Genomic DNA, 13,603 nt, shown 5'->3' with positions numbered 1-13,603 from the left:
CGCCGCGCACCGAACACCCGCACCACGACACAGGAGGAGGGACGATGACCGACGCACCCCGACACGAGGACCTGCCGCTGCCCGAGTTCGACCACATCCCGCTGGGGACGCTCCCCCAGCGCCTGCACCCGCTCGACGAGCGCCAGGTGCTGCTGCTGGTCGCCTACGAGCGCGCGCACGGCGACCGCCTGCCCGTGATGCAGGTGCTGGAGCGGCGGCTGGAGGCGCTGCGCGAAGGCGCAGAGCCCACGGGCGCGATCCCCGCCGTGATGCCCGAGGTGGCGCAGGGCGGCCACCGGGAGCAGGTGACGCCGGCGACGAGCGGGCCGCCGATCAACCCGCCGTCGCAGGGCGACCCGACGAACCCCGCGCAGCCGCGCTGACGCGTGAGGCATCGGCGCGTGACATGCGAAGAGCCCCGCACCTCGATGAGGTGCGGGGCTCGTGCGGTGGATCTGAGGGGATTCGAACCCCTGACCCCCTGCATGCCATGCAGGTGCGCTACCAACTGCGCCACAGACCCGTTCTCCGCTTCCCTGCGGAAGCGACTCGTCTACATTACTACACATTCCGACCGCCTCATGACCAGGGCATCCTCCGCCCCGGTCGATCCGCACGGAGGCGCGCTCAGTCGAAGAGCTCGCTGAGCCAGCTCTCCTTCTTGCGGCGCTTCCCGCCGTATGCGCCGCCCTGCGGGTGACCCCCTGGCGCCACGTACCCGCCGCCGAAGCCGCGGTCGTCGCGTCCGTACGGACGATCCCGGTCGTCATCGCGCCGGCGGTCGTCATCGTGCCGGCGGTCGTCATCGCGGCGCCGGTCGTCGCGACCCGGATCCGGGTACCCGCCGAGCGGCGCGGCAGGAGCCGCGGGCGACGCGGACGCCGGGGCGGACCGCGTCTCCTGCTCCGCGCGGTCGAGGATCTTGTCGAGCTCCCCGCGGTCGAGCCAGACGCCGCGGCAGTCGGGGCAGTAGTCGATCTCCACCCCGGCGCGCTCGCTCATCACGAGGGTGGCCGAGTCGTTGGGGCACTTCATGCGGGGATCTCCTCGCGGGCGGGACGGGTGCGGATCAGGATGCGGAGGCCGTCGGCTCGATCTCGAGGGCGACGACGGGGCAGTCCTTCCAGAGGCGCTCCAGCGAGTAGTACATGCGGTCCTCCTCGGTGAAGACGTGGGCGACGACGTCGCCGAAGTCGAGGAGGATCCAGCGGCCCTCGCTCTTCCCCTCGCGGCGCAGCGGCTTGGCGCCGGCCTCGATCATCTTGTCCTCGATCTCGTCGGCGACCGCCTGCGCGTTCCGCTCGTTGCGGGCCGAGGCGATGAGGAAGACGTCGGTGAGGGGCAGGGGCCCGGAGACGTCGAGCGCGACCAGGTCGATGGCCTGCTTGGAGTCGGCAGCGAGGGCGGCGACCTTGAGCAGGTCGAGGGCGCGGGGAGAAGCGGTCACAGAGTCCTTCCGGGACGGGTGGGGTGGTGGATCAGACGATCAGAATACATTCGTCATGAACGCGACGATGACGAGGCCCGCGCCGATGACGGCGACTCCCCCGGCCGTGACGGCCGCCACCACGGGCGCGGTGAAGCGCTTGCGGGGCGGCGGCTGCACGACGGCGCGCGTCGAGGTGTGGGTGCTGACGGCGCGGCTGGCGCGCACGGGCTCCGAGTCGGATCCCGCGTGGGCGTGATCGTGGTCGTCGCCCTGCTCGAGGATCCGGTCCATGTCGGCCGTGTCGAACCGGTCGGGGTGCGTGCCCATCGAGCCGAGGCTCCGGGGCAGGTCGATGGAGCCGGTGATGATGATCTCGCCCGTGCTGTTCAGCGCCTGCTGCATGTCGTTGGCGTGGGGCACGGTGGGGAGGATGAAGTGGTTGCCGGTGTGCGGCTGGTCCTCGTCCACCTGGTCCTGCACCGACCAGTGGCCGGTCGGCGGGGTGAACGGCGCGCGGATGTCGCCGGTCTCGGTCGTGACGCCGGGGGCGTCGACGACGACGCGGTCCTCCGGCGCGACGCGGTCGGTGGCGTCCGCGCCCTCGAGGTCCTCGGCGACGGCGGAGGCGCGGGTGCCGAACGCGGGCTCGATGACGGGCTCGGCGGATCCGGTGACCCACGGCACGGGCTCCAGCAGGGGCGCGGGGCGCGGGTCCTCGTCGCGGCTCGGCACGTGCGACGCCAGCGGCGGCACGGTCGGCTGCTCGCCGGACGCATCGACGTCGCGGTCGGCCGGGTCGCCCGACGGGACGATCGGGGCGAACGGCCAGGCGGACGGGGTCTCGGCGGAGCGGTCCGCGAGGGCGTCGGCGGCGGGGCCGCTGGCGACGTCACGGGGCTCCTGCTCGGCGGACGCGTCGGCGACGGCGGCGTCCTCTACGGCACCGTCCTGGGCCGCGATGAGCGGCGTCGCCGTCTCCTCGGAGACGGGGCCGCTGTCCTCCGGCGCGACCGGGCCGGCGGGGTCCGCGGCGGCGGATCGGCGGTAGGCGCTGCCGTACGGGGCCCGCGGGCGCGGGGTCGCGCGGGAGCCGCGGCCGTAGCGCGCGTACGGCGGTACGGACGGCCCAGAGGCGGACGCCGCAGGTGCGTCGTCGACGGGCGCGACCGCGTCGGAGGCCGGCGTGTCGGCGGGCTCCACGGGCGCGGGCTCCGCGGGTGCAGGAGCGGCGGCGCCGGCCTCGTCCGCCGGCTCGCCGTGCTCGGAGCCGCGCTGCTCGCGGGCGGCCTCCTCGGCCTCCCGGATCGCGCGGAGCTGGCGGCGCGTGAGGACGCCGCCGGACAGGAGGATCGCGGAGGTGTCGGGTCCGACGCCGGGCGCGGTGATCGGCGCGGCGGCGGGAGCGGGCTCCTCGGCCGGAAGCGCGGCGTCCTCGCCGGCCGAGTCGGCGGGCTGCGCGCCGGTGTCGGCGCCATGACCGGGGGCGTCGTCGGCCGGAGCCGAGGCGACCTCGTCGGGACCGGCGGACTGCTCCCCCGCCGGGGCGTCGTCGGCCTCGTCGATCCCGAGGGCCAGGGCCCGGGCGCGCTCGGCGGCGCGCATCTCGCGGCGGCTCAGCCCGAGGGTCGCGGGAGCGGGACCGTCGTCGAACGAGGTCGGCCCGGTGTCGGGCGCATCGTGGGAGGGGGTCATAGCGGGCTCCGATACAGGTGGTGCTTGGAGATGTACTGGACGACTCCGTCGGGGACGAGGTACCACACGGGGAAGCCGCGTCCGACTCGGCTCCGGCAGTCGGTCGAGGAGATCGCCAGCGCCGGGACCTCCAGCAATCTTACGTCGGCGTGCGGGAGGCCGCTCTCGGTGAGGTCGTGACCGGGCCGCGTGACGGCGACGAAGTGCGCCAGGTCCCACAGCTCGGCGACGTCCTTCCAGCCGAGGATCTGCTGGATCGCGTCCGCGCCGGTGATGAAGAACAGCTCCGCGTCCGGGTGCGAGCGCCGGATGTCGCGAAGCGTGTCGATCGTGTACGTGGTGCCGGCGCGGTCGATGTCGACGCGGCTCACGGTGAAGCGCGGGTTGGCGGCCGTCGCGATGACGGTCATCAGGTACCGGTGCTCGCCGTCCGTGACCGTCTGCTTCTGCCACGGCTGCCCGGTGGGGACGAAGATCACCTCGTCGAGCTGCAGGTGCTGCTGCACCTCGCTCGCGGCGACCAGGTGGCCGTTGTGGATGGGGTCGAACGTGCCGCCCATGACCCCGATGCGGAGGCGCGGGGTCGCGGGTGTCGTCATGTGGAAGGCGCTCGCGCTCAGTGCGTCGAGTCGGCGGTGCCGTGGCCCTGCTCGGCGACGGGGGGCTTGCCCCACTTGTCCGAGTGGCGGTTGCTCACGTCGCGGAAGCTGAACATGACGACGCCGAGGGCGACGAACGCGACGGCCGCGACCGCCGGGAAGACCCAGAGCGGAGCGGCGAGCTCCATGGCGTGCTCGGTCTCGGCGAGGAGGGTGGTGGTCAGGGCGTGCATGTGGTCTCCGTTCGTGGCACGCCCCGTGGCGCGGAGGCGGCGCCTGCCATCCTATCGGCGGCCCCCTGGGCGGGGTGCACGTGCGCGCGGGCGCGCCGCCGCGCGCTCGCGACGGCGTCCGACCGCGGGTCAGCCGCGCACCTGCCCGCTCCCCCGGACGATCCACTTGGTGCTCGTGAGCTCCTGCAGCCCCATCGGCCCGCGTGCGTGCAGCTTCTGCGTGGAGATGCCGACCTCCGCGCCGAAGCCGAACTCGGATCCGTCGGTGAAGCGCGTGGACGCGTTGACCATGACCACGGCGGAGTCGACGGCCGCGAGGAAGCGCTCCGCCACGGCGAGGTCGGACGTGACGATCGACTCGGTGTGGTGCGTCGACCAGCGGGCGATGTGCGCCACGGCGTCCTCGACGGCGTCGACGACGCGCACGGCGACGTCGAGGGAGAGGTACTCGGCGGCCCAGTCCTCGTCGGTGGCGGGCACGGCATCGGGCCAGAGGGCGCGGACGGCGTCGTCGCCGTGCACGGTCACCCCCCGGTCGCGGAGCGCGTCGAGGACGGCGGGCAGGATCCGCGGCGCCGCGTCCCGGTGCACGAGCAGCGTCTCCATGGCGTTGCAGACGCTCGGGCGGCTCACCTTCGCGTCGACCGCGATGTCGACGGCCATGCGCTCGTCGGCGCTGGCGTCGAGGTACACGTGCACGACGCCGGCGCCCGTCTCGATGACGGGCACGGTCGACTCCTCGACCACGGTGCGGATGAGGTCGGCGGATCCCCGGGGCACGAGCACGTCGACGAGGCCGCGTGCGCGCATGAGGCGGGCGGCTCCCGCGCGGCCGTGCGCGTCGACCGTCTGCACGGCGTCGGCGGGGAGGCCCGCGGCCGCGAGGGCGCCGCGCATCACGTCCACCAGCACGGCGTTGGTGCGGAGGGCGGCGGATCCGCCGCGCAGCACGACCGCGTTGCCGCTGCGGAGGGCGAGGGCCGCGATGTCGACCGTGACGTTGGGCCGGGCCTCGTAGATGGCGCCGACGACGCCGAAGGGCACGCGCACCTGCGACAGCAGGAGGCCGTTCGGGAGGGTGCGGCCGCGGACGACGTGGCCGAGCGGGTCGTCGAGGCGGCGGATCCCGGCGACCGCGTCCGCGAGCGCGCCGACGCGACGCGCGTCGAGGGCGAGCCGGTCGAGCAGCCCGGCGGCGAGGCCCGACGCGCGCCCCGCGGCGAGGTCCTCGGCGTTGGCCGCCACGACGCGGTCGGTCGCGGCGAGGAGGGCGGCGGCGATGGCCTCGAGCGCCGCGTCGCGCTCCCCCGAGGTGCGCGCCGCGAGGTCGGTGGACGCCGCGCGCGCGCTGTGCAGGATCCTTTCGAGCGCAGGGTCCGGGAGGGCGTCCTCCCTGGGTTCGGGGGCGGGGACGGGCACGACGTCGGGGGCGCCGGAGGCGAGCGTGGGCATGGCAGGAAGCCTAGCCAGCGGCGGTCGCACCGCGCCGCTTGGTGACGCCCGGAGGCGCGCGCGTCAGGCGCGGGGCGCGAACCAGGTGCCGACGTGCGCGCCGGAGAGCGCGTCGGCGACCTGCGCCGTCGACGTGAGCAGCACGCCCGTGCCGGCCTCCGCCGCCAGGCGCGCGGCCGCGACCTTGGTGACCGCTCCCCCGGTGCCGACGCCGGTGCCCGTGCTGCCGATCTCGACGCCCTCGAGCTCGTCGCCGAAGTCGACGTGCTCGATGCGCCGGGCGCCGGGCTCCTGCGGTGGCCGCGTGTAGAGCGCGTCCACGTCCGACAGGAGCAGCAGCAGGTCGGCGTCGACGAGCCGCGCGACGAGCGCCGCGAGCCGGTCGTTGTCGCCGAAGCGGATCTCGTGGGTCGCCACGGTGTCGTTCTCGTTGACGATCGGCAGGAGCCGCAGCCCCAGCAGGCGCTCCATGGCGCGCTGCGCGTTCTCGCGGTGGTCGGGCGCGGCGAGGTCGCCGGCCGTGAGGAGCACCTGGCCCGCGACGATGCCGTAGCGGTCGAGGCTCTCCTGGTAGCGGAAGACGAGCACGCTCTGGCCGACCGCCGCCGCCGCCTGCTGCGTGGCGAGGTCCGCCGGGCGGTCGTCGAGGCGGAGGAACGGCATCCCCGTCGCGATGGCGCCGGACGAGACCAGCACCACCTCGGCGCCCCGGGCGTGCACGCCGGCGATCGCGTCCACGAGGGGCGCGATCTGGCCGGCGTTCGGCCCGCTGATGGACGACGATCCGACCTTCACGACGATGCGGCGGGCGGACGCGATGCCCGCGCGCGTGGTCGTGCCCACGCGTCAGGCCTTCTCGTCCGCGGAGCCGCCCTCGTCCGTCCCGTCCTCGTCGGCCCAGAGCCCGGCCTCGCCCTCGCGCACGAGCTCGGCCCGGGCCTCCGCCTTGGCGTCCATGCGCGCGAAGTAGTCCTCGCGGCGGGCCTGGTTGGTGCGGCGGTTGAGGGGGTCGACGCGCGCGTCCGCGCCGCGGGGGCTCGTGATGAGCTCCGCGGTGGACGTGAGCGTGGGCTCCCAGTCGAAGACGACGCCGTTGCCCTCGCCGATCACGACGCTGGATCCGGCGACCGCCCCGGCCTTGAACAGCCCGTCCTCGACGCCCAGCTTCGCGAGCCGATCGGCCAGGTAGCCGACGGCCTCGTCGTTGGTGAAGTCGGTCTGCTGCACCCAGCGCTCCGGCTTGGTGCCGAGCACGCGGTAGACGTCGCCGTAGCTGCCGCCGTCCACGCGGATGGTGAAGGGCTTCTCGTTGACGGCACGCGGTCGCAGCACGATGCGCGGCGCCTCGGGCTCCTCGGCCGCCTTCCTGCGGGCGTCCTCCACGAGCTCGGCGAGGGCGAAGGACAGCTGGCGCAGGCCCTCGTGGCTCACCGTGGAGATGTCGAACACGCGGTAGCCGCGCGCCTCGAGCTCCGGGCGCACGAGCTCGGCGAGCTCCTTCGCCTCGGGCACGTCGATCTTGTTCAGCGCGATGAGCTGCGGGCGCTCCAGCAGCGGCACCTGGCCGGCGGGCACCGGGTAGGCGGCGAGCTCGGCGAGGATGATGTCGAGGTCCGAGATGGGGTCGCGGCCCGGGTCGAGCGTGGCGCAGTCGAGGACGTGCAGGAGCGCCGAGCAGCGCTCGACGTGGCGGAGGAACTCGAGGCCGAGGCCCTTGCCCTCGCTCGCGCCCTCGATGAGGCCCGGCACGTCCGCGACGGTGTAGCGGGAGTCCGCGACCTCGACGACGCCGAGGTTCGGGTGCAGCGTGGTGAAGGGGTAGTCGGCGATCTTCGGCTTGGCCGCGGAGATGGCCGCGACGAGGCTCGACTTGCCGGCCGACGGGTAGCCCACGAGCGCGACGTCGGCGACGACCTTGAGCTCGAGGACGACGTCGCCCTCCTGGCCCTTGGTGCCGAGGAGCGCGAAGCCGGGCGCCTTGCGCTTGGTGGTGGCGAGCGACGCGTTGCCGAGGCCGCCCTGGCCGGCCTCCGCGACGACGTAGCGCATGCCGGGGGTCGCCATGTCCGCGAGCTCCTCGCCGTCGGCGTCCTTGACGACGGTGCCGACCGGCACGGGCAGCTCGAGCGTCTCGCCGAGCGTGCCGTGGCGGTGGTCGCCCATGCCGGGGCCGCCGTTCTGCGACGAGCGGTGGGGCCCGCGGTGGTAGGCGAGGAGGGTCGTGACCTGGGGGTCGGCGACGAGCACGATGTCGCCGCCGTTGCCGCCGTTGCCGCCGTCGGGGCCGGCGAGGGGCTTGAACTTCTCGCGGCGCACCGAGACGCAGCCGTTGCCGCCGTGTCCCGCCCGGAGGTGGAGGGTCACGGTGTCGACGAATGTCGCCATGGCTGTCGCTCGTTTCTTCTAGAGGTGTCCCCTGCGGAACGCGAACAAGGGCGGGCCGAGGCCCGCCCTTGCTGTGCTGCGCGGCCGAGCCGCTGCAGGGTCCGTGCTGTCGGCCTGCGCTAGGCCGGGACGACGATGTTGACGACCTTGCGGCCGCCCTTGACGCCGAACTCGACCGAACCGGCCGAGAGGGCGAACAGCGTGTCGTCGCCGCCACGGCCGACGTTCACGCCGGGGTGGAAGTGCGTGCCGCGCTGGCGGACGATGATCTCGCCGGCGCCGACGACCTGGCCGCCGAAGCGCTTCACGCCGAGGCGCTGGGCGTTCGAGTCACGGCCGTTGCGGGTAGAGCTCGCGCCCTTCTTGTGTGCCATCTGTATCTCCCTGCGGTCTCGGTGCTAGTTGATCTCGGTGACCTGGACGCGCGTGAGGTCCTGGCGGTGCCCCTGGCGCTTCTTGTACCCGGTCTTGTTCTTGAACTTCTGGATGACGATCTTGGGACCGCGGAGGTCGTTCAGGATCTGGGCGCTGACGGTGACGTCGGCGAGCTTCGCGGCGTCCGTGGTGATGGTGTCGCCGTCGACGAGCAGGACCGCGGGGAGCACGACCTTGCCGCTCTGCTGGTTCTTGACCCGGTCCATCGTGACGATGGTCCCGACCTCCACCTTCTCCTGCCGACCGCCGGCGCGCACAACTGCGTAAACCACTTTTCCGTACCTGTTTTCTCTCGCGGGCTTGACTCACTGAGGACATGACGCCTCGTGGCCCGATTCATTGGAGGAAGTCTGCTGCAGGCGCCCGATCTCGAGGATCGACGCATGCCAGCGACTCACGTTACCGGAACGCCGGACAGGGGTCAAACTCCGGACCCCCGGCGTCCTCGGACGATCATACGGGAGCAGGTCGCCCGCGCCGGCATCCGCGCCGGGCGCGTCGCGGCGGTGCGCCACCCGTCGTGCCCGGCGGCGTGCCTATGCTCGCAGGATGAGCGTGCTCCTCGACCGACCCGCCTGGCCCGCGCACGGGACGCTGTGGGCGCACCTCGTGAGCGACTCCTCGCTCCAGGAGCTGCATGCCTTCGCCCGCGCCGCCGGGCTCCCCGAGCGGAGCTTCGACCGCGACCACTACGACGTGCCCGAGGCGCGGTACGACGACCTCGTCGCGCGGGGCGCCGTGCCGGTGTCGAACCGCGACCTCGTGCGGCGGCTGCAGGCGAGCGGCCTGCGGGTCACGCAGCGGGAGCGGCGCCGGCCGACCGCCTGACACCGCGGGTGGCACGACGAGAGGGCCCGGAGCATGCGCTCCGGGCCCTCTCGTCGTGCGACCGCCGCGGGGACGGCCGCGGCATCAGCTCGCGTCGTCGTCGCCGTCGGCGGCGGGCGACGGGGTCGTCAGCGTCGCGGTGGACACGCGACGGCTGCGCGAGCGGCCCTGGCCCGGCTCCTTGGGCTGCGGCAGGGCGTCGAGCACGGAGCCGAGGAGCTGCTCCGCGTCGGCCGAGCTGACGCGGCGCGGCGCCGTGCGCGTGCTCGCCACCGGGATGTCGAGGATCTGCACGGGCTCGAGGCGGATGGCCTCGCGCGGCTCGAGCGTCGAGAGCGCGGGCTCCTCGACGGGCGCGTCCACGGGCGTCGGGTCCTCCGCGGGGGCGGCGGGCTCCTCGGCGGCGGGCGCCTTCGGCTGCTGGGGCGCCTCCGTCGCGGACGGGGTGGCGGTCGCGGACGACGCGCGTCCGCGGCCTCCGCGGCTGCGACGCGGACGGTCGCCGCGCGGCTGCTCCTCGACGGGGGCCTCCGTCGCGGGGCGCTCGACGGCCTGGGGCTCGTCCGGCGCGCGCACGACGTCCTCGACCCGGTCGATGGCGTCGTTCACCGTCTGGATGGTGCTCGTGGCGATCTTGGCGAGCGCGGAGCGCGCGTCGTCCGTGATGCTGTGCGTGCTCGCCGCGGGGGTGCGCTGCTGCTGCTGCTGCGCCTGGCCGCCGCCGTTGCCGCGACCACCGCCGTTGCCGCCGTTGCCGTTGCCGCCGCCTCCGTTGCCGTGGTCCTGCTGGCCCTTGCCGCCGCGACGACGACCCTGGCCCTGCACGGGCTCCTGCGGCGTCTGCTTGTGGGCCATGAGCGGGTCGTGGTGGATGATGATCCCCCGCCCGGCGCACGTCTCGCAGTTCTCGGAGAACGACTCCAGGAGCCCGAGGCCGAGCTTCTTGCGCGTCATCTGCACGAGGCCGAGCGAGGTGACCTCGGCGACCTGGTGCTTGGTGCGGTCGCGGCTGAGGCACTCCACCAGGCGGCGGAGCACGAGGTCGCGGTTGGTCTCGAGCACCATGTCGATGAAGTCGACGACGATGATGCCGCCGATGTCGCGCAGGCGCATCTGGCGGACGATCTCCTCCGCGGCCTCGAGGTTGTTCTTGGTGACGGTCTCCTCGAGGTTGCCGCCGGATCCGACGAACTTCCCCGTGTTGACGTCGACCACGGTCATGGCCTCGGTGCGGTCGATCACGAGCGAGCCGCCGGAGGGCAGCCAGACCTTGCGGTCGAGCGCCTTCTCGATCTGCTCGCTGACGCGGTAGTGGTCGAAGGAGTCCTTCTCGCCGGTGTACGCCTGCACCCGGTCGATGAGGTCGGGAGCCACGCCGCGCAGGTAGCCCTCGATGATCTCCTGGGCGTCGCCGCCGTCGATGACGAGCTCGCGGAAGTCCTCGTTGAAGACGTCGCGGATGATCTTCAGGAGCAGGTCGGGCTCGGAGTGCAGGAGCGCGGGCGCCTGCGCCTTCTCGACCTGGCGGCTGATCTCCGCCCACTGCGAGGTGAGGCGCTCGACGTCGAGCTTCAGCTGCTCCTCGGTCGCGCCCTCGGCGGCCGTGCGGACGATGACGCCCACGTTCTCGGGCAGCACCTCCTTGAGCGTCTTCTTCAGGCGGGCGCGCTCGGTGTCGGGGAGCTTGCGGCTGATGCCGTTCATCGAGCCGTTGGGCACGTAGACGAGGTAGCGGCCCGGGAGGCTGACCTGGCTCGTGAGCCGGGCGCCCTTGTGGCCGATGGGGTCCTTGGTGACCTGGACGAGCACGCGGTCGCCGGGCTTCAGCGCGACCTCGATGCGGCGCGCGTGGCTGCCGCCGCCCTTGTCGGCGTTCGCGGCCTCCCAGTCGACCTCGCCGGAGTAGAGGACGGCGTTGCGGCCGCGGCCGATGTCGATGAAGGCGGCCTCCATGCTCGGCAGCACGTTCTGGACGCGGCCGAGGTACACGTTGCCGATGAGGGACGCCTCGTCGGCGCGGGCCACGTAGTGCTCGACGAGCACCTGGTCCTCGAGCACGCCGATCTGGATCTTGCCGTCGCGCGAGCGCACGATCATGCTGCGGTCGACCGACTCGCGGCGGGCCAGGTACTCCGACTCCGTGAGGACGGGGCGGCGGCGGCCGGCGTCGCGGCCGTCGCGGCGACGCTGCTTCTTCGCCTCGAGGCGCGTGGACCCCTTGATCCGCTGCGGCTCGGTGATGAGCTCGGGCTCGCGGGGCGTGCGGACCTTGACGACGGTGCCGGGCGCGTCGTCGCCGTCGCGGCCCTCCTCGCCGGAGCGGCGGCGCGCGCGGCGGCGGACCGACGGGGCGTCGTCCTCGTCGTCGCGGTCGTCGTCGCGGTCGCGCTCGCGGCCGTCGCGGCCCGTGCTGCGGTCCTGTCCGCGACCGCCGCGGCGCGAGGAGCGCGAGGGGCGGTCGTCGCGGTCGAGGTCGTCGTCCTCGTCCTGCCGGCGGTCGTCACGACGGTCGTCCCGCTCGCGGCGGGGCGGCAGCGGCGCGATGTCCGGGGCCTGGAAGAAGACGGAGAGGGACGGGAGCGAGCGGGCCGGGGCGACGGGCGCCGCGGCCTCCGGCTCGGCGGCCGGCTGCTCGGCGGACGCGGTCGGGAGGACCCCGTCCTCGGTGGCCGCGTCGTCCGCGGACGCGTCGGCTGCGGCCGGCGCCTCCTCGGCGGGGGCGACCGCGGACTTGCGCGGGGCGCGCTTGCGGGGCGCGCGCGCGGCGGGCGCCGCGGCCTCCGCATCGGCGACCGGCGCCTCGGCGTCGGAGCCCGAGGCCGCGGGCGCGTCGGCGGACGCGTCGACGCTGGCGTCGTCCGGCGAGGCTCCCGCGGGGGCGGACGCGGCGGTGCCGGCGCGGCGCGAGCGCCGGGCGACCGGCGTCTCGGGCTGCTCGGGCGTGGACTGGGTGTCGTCGTTCTCGTTCAGGGTGAGGCCCTTCGCTTCGGAGGCGGCGGCCGTACCGCTCGCCTCGGGGGTCGCGGACGCGGGGAGGACGGGCGTGCCGTCCGTCTCCGGTGCCGCGGTCGGCTCGGCACGGCGGCCCGTGAGCCGCTCGAAGAGGCGCGGACGCCTCCTGCCGGTGTTCTCGTCTCTCTCCACCATCTCTGGTGCACTCCTCAACCGGTCGGTACGGCCGCGCCGTACCCCGGTAGCTCTCCGAGTGGATCCCCGCATCCGCGGTTCTCCGTCGATCCTGGTCTGCGACGGCCGGCCCGAGGCTTCGGTCGTGCGCACTGGTACGGAACTGGCTATCCGCCGCCGGACGTGCCGTGCGGCCCGGGTCTGCCCCGGGAAAGACTCTTCATGGCGGTCGTCCCGCGCGGCGGGCCGACCTGCCAGCCAGTATCGCACGCCGACGTCCACCCGGCCGTCAGGGTCGGCCGTGACCGGTCTGCCATGATCGCCGCATGACCGCGACCCGGGCCCCCGTGCACCCCCGCTCCCTGGCCCTCCTGCTGGTCGTGACGGGCGTCGTCGGCTGGATCGGCGCCTTCGTCCTCGTGCTCGAGCGGCTGAACCTCCTGGAGAACCCGGGCGCGTCGCTCTCCTGCGACATCAACCCCTTCATCTCCTGCGCGACCGTCATCGAGTCGCCGCAGGGGTCGCTGCTCGGGTTCCCGAACCCGCTCATCGGCGTGGCCGTGTTCGTCGTCCCGGTCGTGATCGGCATGGCGACCCTGGCCGGCGCCCGGTTCGCGCGCTGGTTCTGGACGCTGTTCGCGCTGGGCACGCTCGGCGGCTGGGTGTTCGTGACCTGGCTCTTCACGCAGAGCGTCTTCGTCATCGGCGCGCTCTGCCCCTACTGCCTGCTCGTGTGGAGCGCGATGATCCCGCTCTGGTGGGGCACGCTCGCGGCCACCGCCCGCGCGGGGCTGATCCCCGTGCCGTCCGGCGTCCGGCGCGCGGCGGATGCGGTGGCGCCCTACACGTGGGCCGTCGTGGTGCTGAACTACGCGATCATCGTGGTCGCCGTGATCGCGACGTTCCCGGCGCTCCTCCCCACGCTGCTCGGCTGAGCGGAGGGCAGACGCACGAGGGGCCGACCGGATGATCCGGTCGGCCCCTCGTCCATGCGGCGGCTAGAACCAGAGTGCCAGCTCCCGCGCCGCGGACTCGGGCGAGTCGCTGCCGTGCACGAGGTTCTGGGCCACGGCGAGGCCCCAGTCGCGGCCGAGGTCGCCGCGGATCGTGCCGGGGGCGGCGCCGGTGGGGTCGGTCGTGCCGGCGAGCGAACGGAAGCCCTCGATGACGCGGTTGCCGGCGACGCGCACGGCGACGACCGGGCCCGACTCCATGAACTCGACGAGCGGCTCGTAGAACGGCTTGCCCTGGTGCTCCTCGTAGTGCTGCTCGAGCAGGGCGCGCTCGGCCTGCACCATGCGGAGGTCGACGATCTGGTAGCCCTTGGCCTCGATGCGGCGGAGGATCTCGCCGGTGAGGCCGCGGGCGACGCCGTCGGGCTTGACGAGGACGAGGGTCTCCTGGACGGGAGCGGTCATGGGTGT

15 protein-coding genes and 1 tRNA gene are annotated in these 13,603 nt (G+C 74.0%); 3 read left to right on the top strand and 13 right to left on the bottom strand.

Annotated elements, in window-relative coordinates; translation table 11 throughout:
- Nucleotides 1-44: 44 nt before the first annotated feature.
- Nucleotides 45-383: a DUF8129 domain-containing protein gene (locus H9X71_RS07170; RefSeq protein ID WP_191148966.1), complete on the top strand. Its 339-nt coding sequence runs from the start codon at nucleotides 45-47 to the stop codon at nucleotides 381-383.
- 67 nt (nucleotides 384-450) lie between these two features.
- Here H9X71_RS07170 and H9X71_RS07165 read toward each other — a convergent pair.
- The 11 genes from H9X71_RS07165 to rplU all read right to left on the bottom strand — a co-directional run bounded on the left by H9X71_RS07165 (nucleotide 451) and on the right by rplU (nucleotide 8,497).
- Nucleotides 451-523: transfer RNA gene (locus tag H9X71_RS07165), tRNA-Ala, on the bottom strand.
- Nucleotides 524-627: 104 nt separating this feature from the next.
- Nucleotides 628-1,035, bottom strand: a complete 408-nt coding sequence (locus H9X71_RS07160; protein WP_191148965.1) for a TFIIB-type zinc ribbon-containing protein — start codon at nucleotides 1,033-1,035, stop codon at nucleotides 628-630.
- Nucleotides 1,036-1,069: 34 nt separating this feature from the next.
- The gene (gene rsfS, locus H9X71_RS07155) at nucleotides 1,070-1,447 is read right to left on the bottom strand and encodes a ribosome silencing factor (RefSeq protein ID WP_012038183.1); all 378 of its coding nucleotides are present in this window, start codon (nucleotides 1,445-1,447) and stop codon (nucleotides 1,070-1,072) included.
- A 39-nt stretch (nucleotides 1,448-1,486) separates the two neighbouring features.
- Nucleotides 1,487-3,121 (bottom strand): hypothetical protein, encoded by a 1,635-nt coding sequence (locus tag H9X71_RS07150; RefSeq protein WP_191148964.1) that lies wholly within the window; start codon nucleotides 3,119-3,121, stop codon nucleotides 1,487-1,489.
- A complete protein-coding gene (nadD, locus tag H9X71_RS07145) occupies nucleotides 3,118-3,720 on the bottom strand; it encodes a nicotinate-nucleotide adenylyltransferase (protein ID WP_191148963.1) in 603 nt (200 codons plus the stop codon). Before nadD ends, H9X71_RS07150 begins: the two co-directional genes overlap by 4 nt.
- A 17-nt stretch (nucleotides 3,721-3,737) precedes the next feature.
- Entirely contained in the window at nucleotides 3,738-3,953 is a 216-nt protein-coding gene (locus H9X71_RS07140; RefSeq protein ID WP_191148962.1) for a hypothetical protein, read from the bottom strand.
- 129 nt (nucleotides 3,954-4,082) lie between these two features.
- Nucleotides 4,083-5,405 (bottom strand): glutamate-5-semialdehyde dehydrogenase, encoded by a 1,323-nt coding sequence (locus tag H9X71_RS07135; RefSeq protein ID WP_244961877.1) that lies wholly within the window; start codon nucleotides 5,403-5,405, stop codon nucleotides 4,083-4,085.
- A 63-nt stretch (nucleotides 5,406-5,468) separates the two neighbouring features.
- Nucleotides 5,469-6,248 carry a glutamate 5-kinase gene (gene proB / locus H9X71_RS07130; protein ID WP_191148961.1) on the bottom strand — a complete coding sequence of 260 codons (780 nt, stop codon included), beginning with the start codon at nucleotides 6,246-6,248 and terminating at the stop codon, nucleotides 5,469-5,471.
- Nucleotides 6,249-6,251: 3 nt separating this feature from the next.
- On the bottom strand, nucleotides 6,252-7,790 hold the full coding sequence (gene obgE, locus H9X71_RS07125; RefSeq protein WP_191148960.1) for a GTPase ObgE: 1,539 nt from the start codon (nucleotides 7,788-7,790) through the stop codon (nucleotides 6,252-6,254).
- A 119-nt stretch (nucleotides 7,791-7,909) separates the two neighbouring features.
- Nucleotides 7,910-8,164 (bottom strand): 50S ribosomal protein L27, encoded by a 255-nt coding sequence (rpmA, locus tag H9X71_RS07120; protein ID WP_012299161.1) that lies wholly within the window; start codon nucleotides 8,162-8,164, stop codon nucleotides 7,910-7,912.
- A 24-nt stretch (nucleotides 8,165-8,188) separates the two neighbouring features.
- Nucleotides 8,189-8,497, bottom strand: coding sequence for a 50S ribosomal protein L21 (gene rplU / locus H9X71_RS07115; RefSeq protein WP_191148959.1), 309 nt, complete (start codon nucleotides 8,495-8,497; stop codon nucleotides 8,189-8,191).
- 277 nt (nucleotides 8,498-8,774) lie between these two features.
- Between rplU and H9X71_RS07110 the strand changes: the two genes are divergently transcribed.
- The gene (locus H9X71_RS07110) at nucleotides 8,775-9,053 is read left to right on the top strand and encodes a DUF4031 domain-containing protein (RefSeq protein WP_191148958.1); all 279 of its coding nucleotides are present in this window, start codon (nucleotides 8,775-8,777) and stop codon (nucleotides 9,051-9,053) included.
- 84 nt (nucleotides 9,054-9,137) lie between these two features.
- On the opposite strand, the gene H9X71_RS07105 is transcribed toward H9X71_RS07110, so the two are convergent.
- Nucleotides 9,138-12,200 carry an Rne/Rng family ribonuclease gene (locus H9X71_RS07105; RefSeq protein ID WP_191148957.1) on the bottom strand — a complete coding sequence of 1,021 codons (3,063 nt, stop codon included), beginning with the start codon at nucleotides 12,198-12,200 and terminating at the stop codon, nucleotides 9,138-9,140.
- Between the two features lie 305 nt (nucleotides 12,201-12,505).
- Between H9X71_RS07105 and H9X71_RS07100 the strand changes: the two genes are divergently transcribed.
- Entirely contained in the window at nucleotides 12,506-13,114 is a 609-nt protein-coding gene (locus H9X71_RS07100; protein ID WP_191148956.1) for a vitamin K epoxide reductase family protein, read from the top strand.
- Between the two features lie 63 nt (nucleotides 13,115-13,177).
- Here the strand turns inward: H9X71_RS07100 and ndk are convergent, their stop codons facing one another.
- Entirely contained in the window at nucleotides 13,178-13,597 is a 420-nt protein-coding gene (ndk, locus tag H9X71_RS07095; protein ID WP_119382021.1) for a nucleoside-diphosphate kinase, read from the bottom strand.
- Nucleotides 13,598-13,603 lie beyond the last annotated feature (6 nt).

The sequence above is a fragment of the Clavibacter zhangzhiyongii genome, assembly GCF_014775655.1.
Classification (GTDB): domain Bacteria; phylum Actinomycetota; class Actinomycetes; order Actinomycetales; family Microbacteriaceae; genus Clavibacter; species Clavibacter zhangzhiyongii.
The sequence above is the reverse complement of the archived record's forward strand: the minus strand, read 5'-3'. Positions and strand labels throughout refer to the sequence as shown.

What these genes read in the sequence shown, in the direction of transcription:
- H9X71_RS07105 (WP_191148957.1), bottom strand. Translation starts at nt 12,200, where the DNA reads ATGGTGGAGAGAGACGAGAACACCGGCAGGAGGCGTCCGCGCCTCTTC.
- H9X71_RS07150 (WP_191148964.1), bottom strand. Translation starts at nt 3,121, where the DNA reads ATGACCCCCTCCCACGATGCGCCCGACACCGGGCCGACCTCGTTCGAC.
- rpmA (WP_012299161.1), bottom strand. Translation starts at nt 8,164, where the DNA reads ATGGCACACAAGAAGGGCGCGAGCTCTACCCGCAACGGCCGTGACTCG.
- H9X71_RS07140 (WP_191148962.1), bottom strand. Translation starts at nt 3,953, where the DNA reads ATGCACGCCCTGACCACCACCCTCCTCGCCGAGACCGAGCACGCCATG.
- obgE (WP_191148960.1), bottom strand. Translation starts at nt 7,790, where the DNA reads ATGGCGACATTCGTCGACACCGTGACCCTCCACCTCCGGGCGGGACAC.
- H9X71_RS07110 (WP_191148958.1), top strand. Translation starts at nt 8,775, where the DNA reads ATGAGCGTGCTCCTCGACCGACCCGCCTGGCCCGCGCACGGGACGCTG.
- H9X71_RS07170 (WP_191148966.1), top strand. Translation starts at nt 45, where the DNA reads ATGACCGACGCACCCCGACACGAGGACCTGCCGCTGCCCGAGTTCGAC.
- H9X71_RS07135 (WP_244961877.1), bottom strand. Translation starts at nt 5,405, where the DNA reads ATGCCCACGCTCGCCTCCGGCGCCCCCGACGTCGTGCCCGTCCCCGCC.
- H9X71_RS07100 (WP_191148956.1), top strand. Translation starts at nt 12,506, where the DNA reads ATGACCGCGACCCGGGCCCCCGTGCACCCCCGCTCCCTGGCCCTCCTG.
- ndk (WP_119382021.1), bottom strand. Translation starts at nt 13,597, where the DNA reads ATGACCGCTCCCGTCCAGGAGACCCTCGTCCTCGTCAAGCCCGACGGC.
- nadD (WP_191148963.1), bottom strand. Translation starts at nt 3,720, where the DNA reads ATGACGACACCCGCGACCCCGCGCCTCCGCATCGGGGTCATGGGCGGC.
- H9X71_RS07160 (WP_191148965.1), bottom strand. Translation starts at nt 1,035, where the DNA reads ATGAAGTGCCCCAACGACTCGGCCACCCTCGTGATGAGCGAGCGCGCC.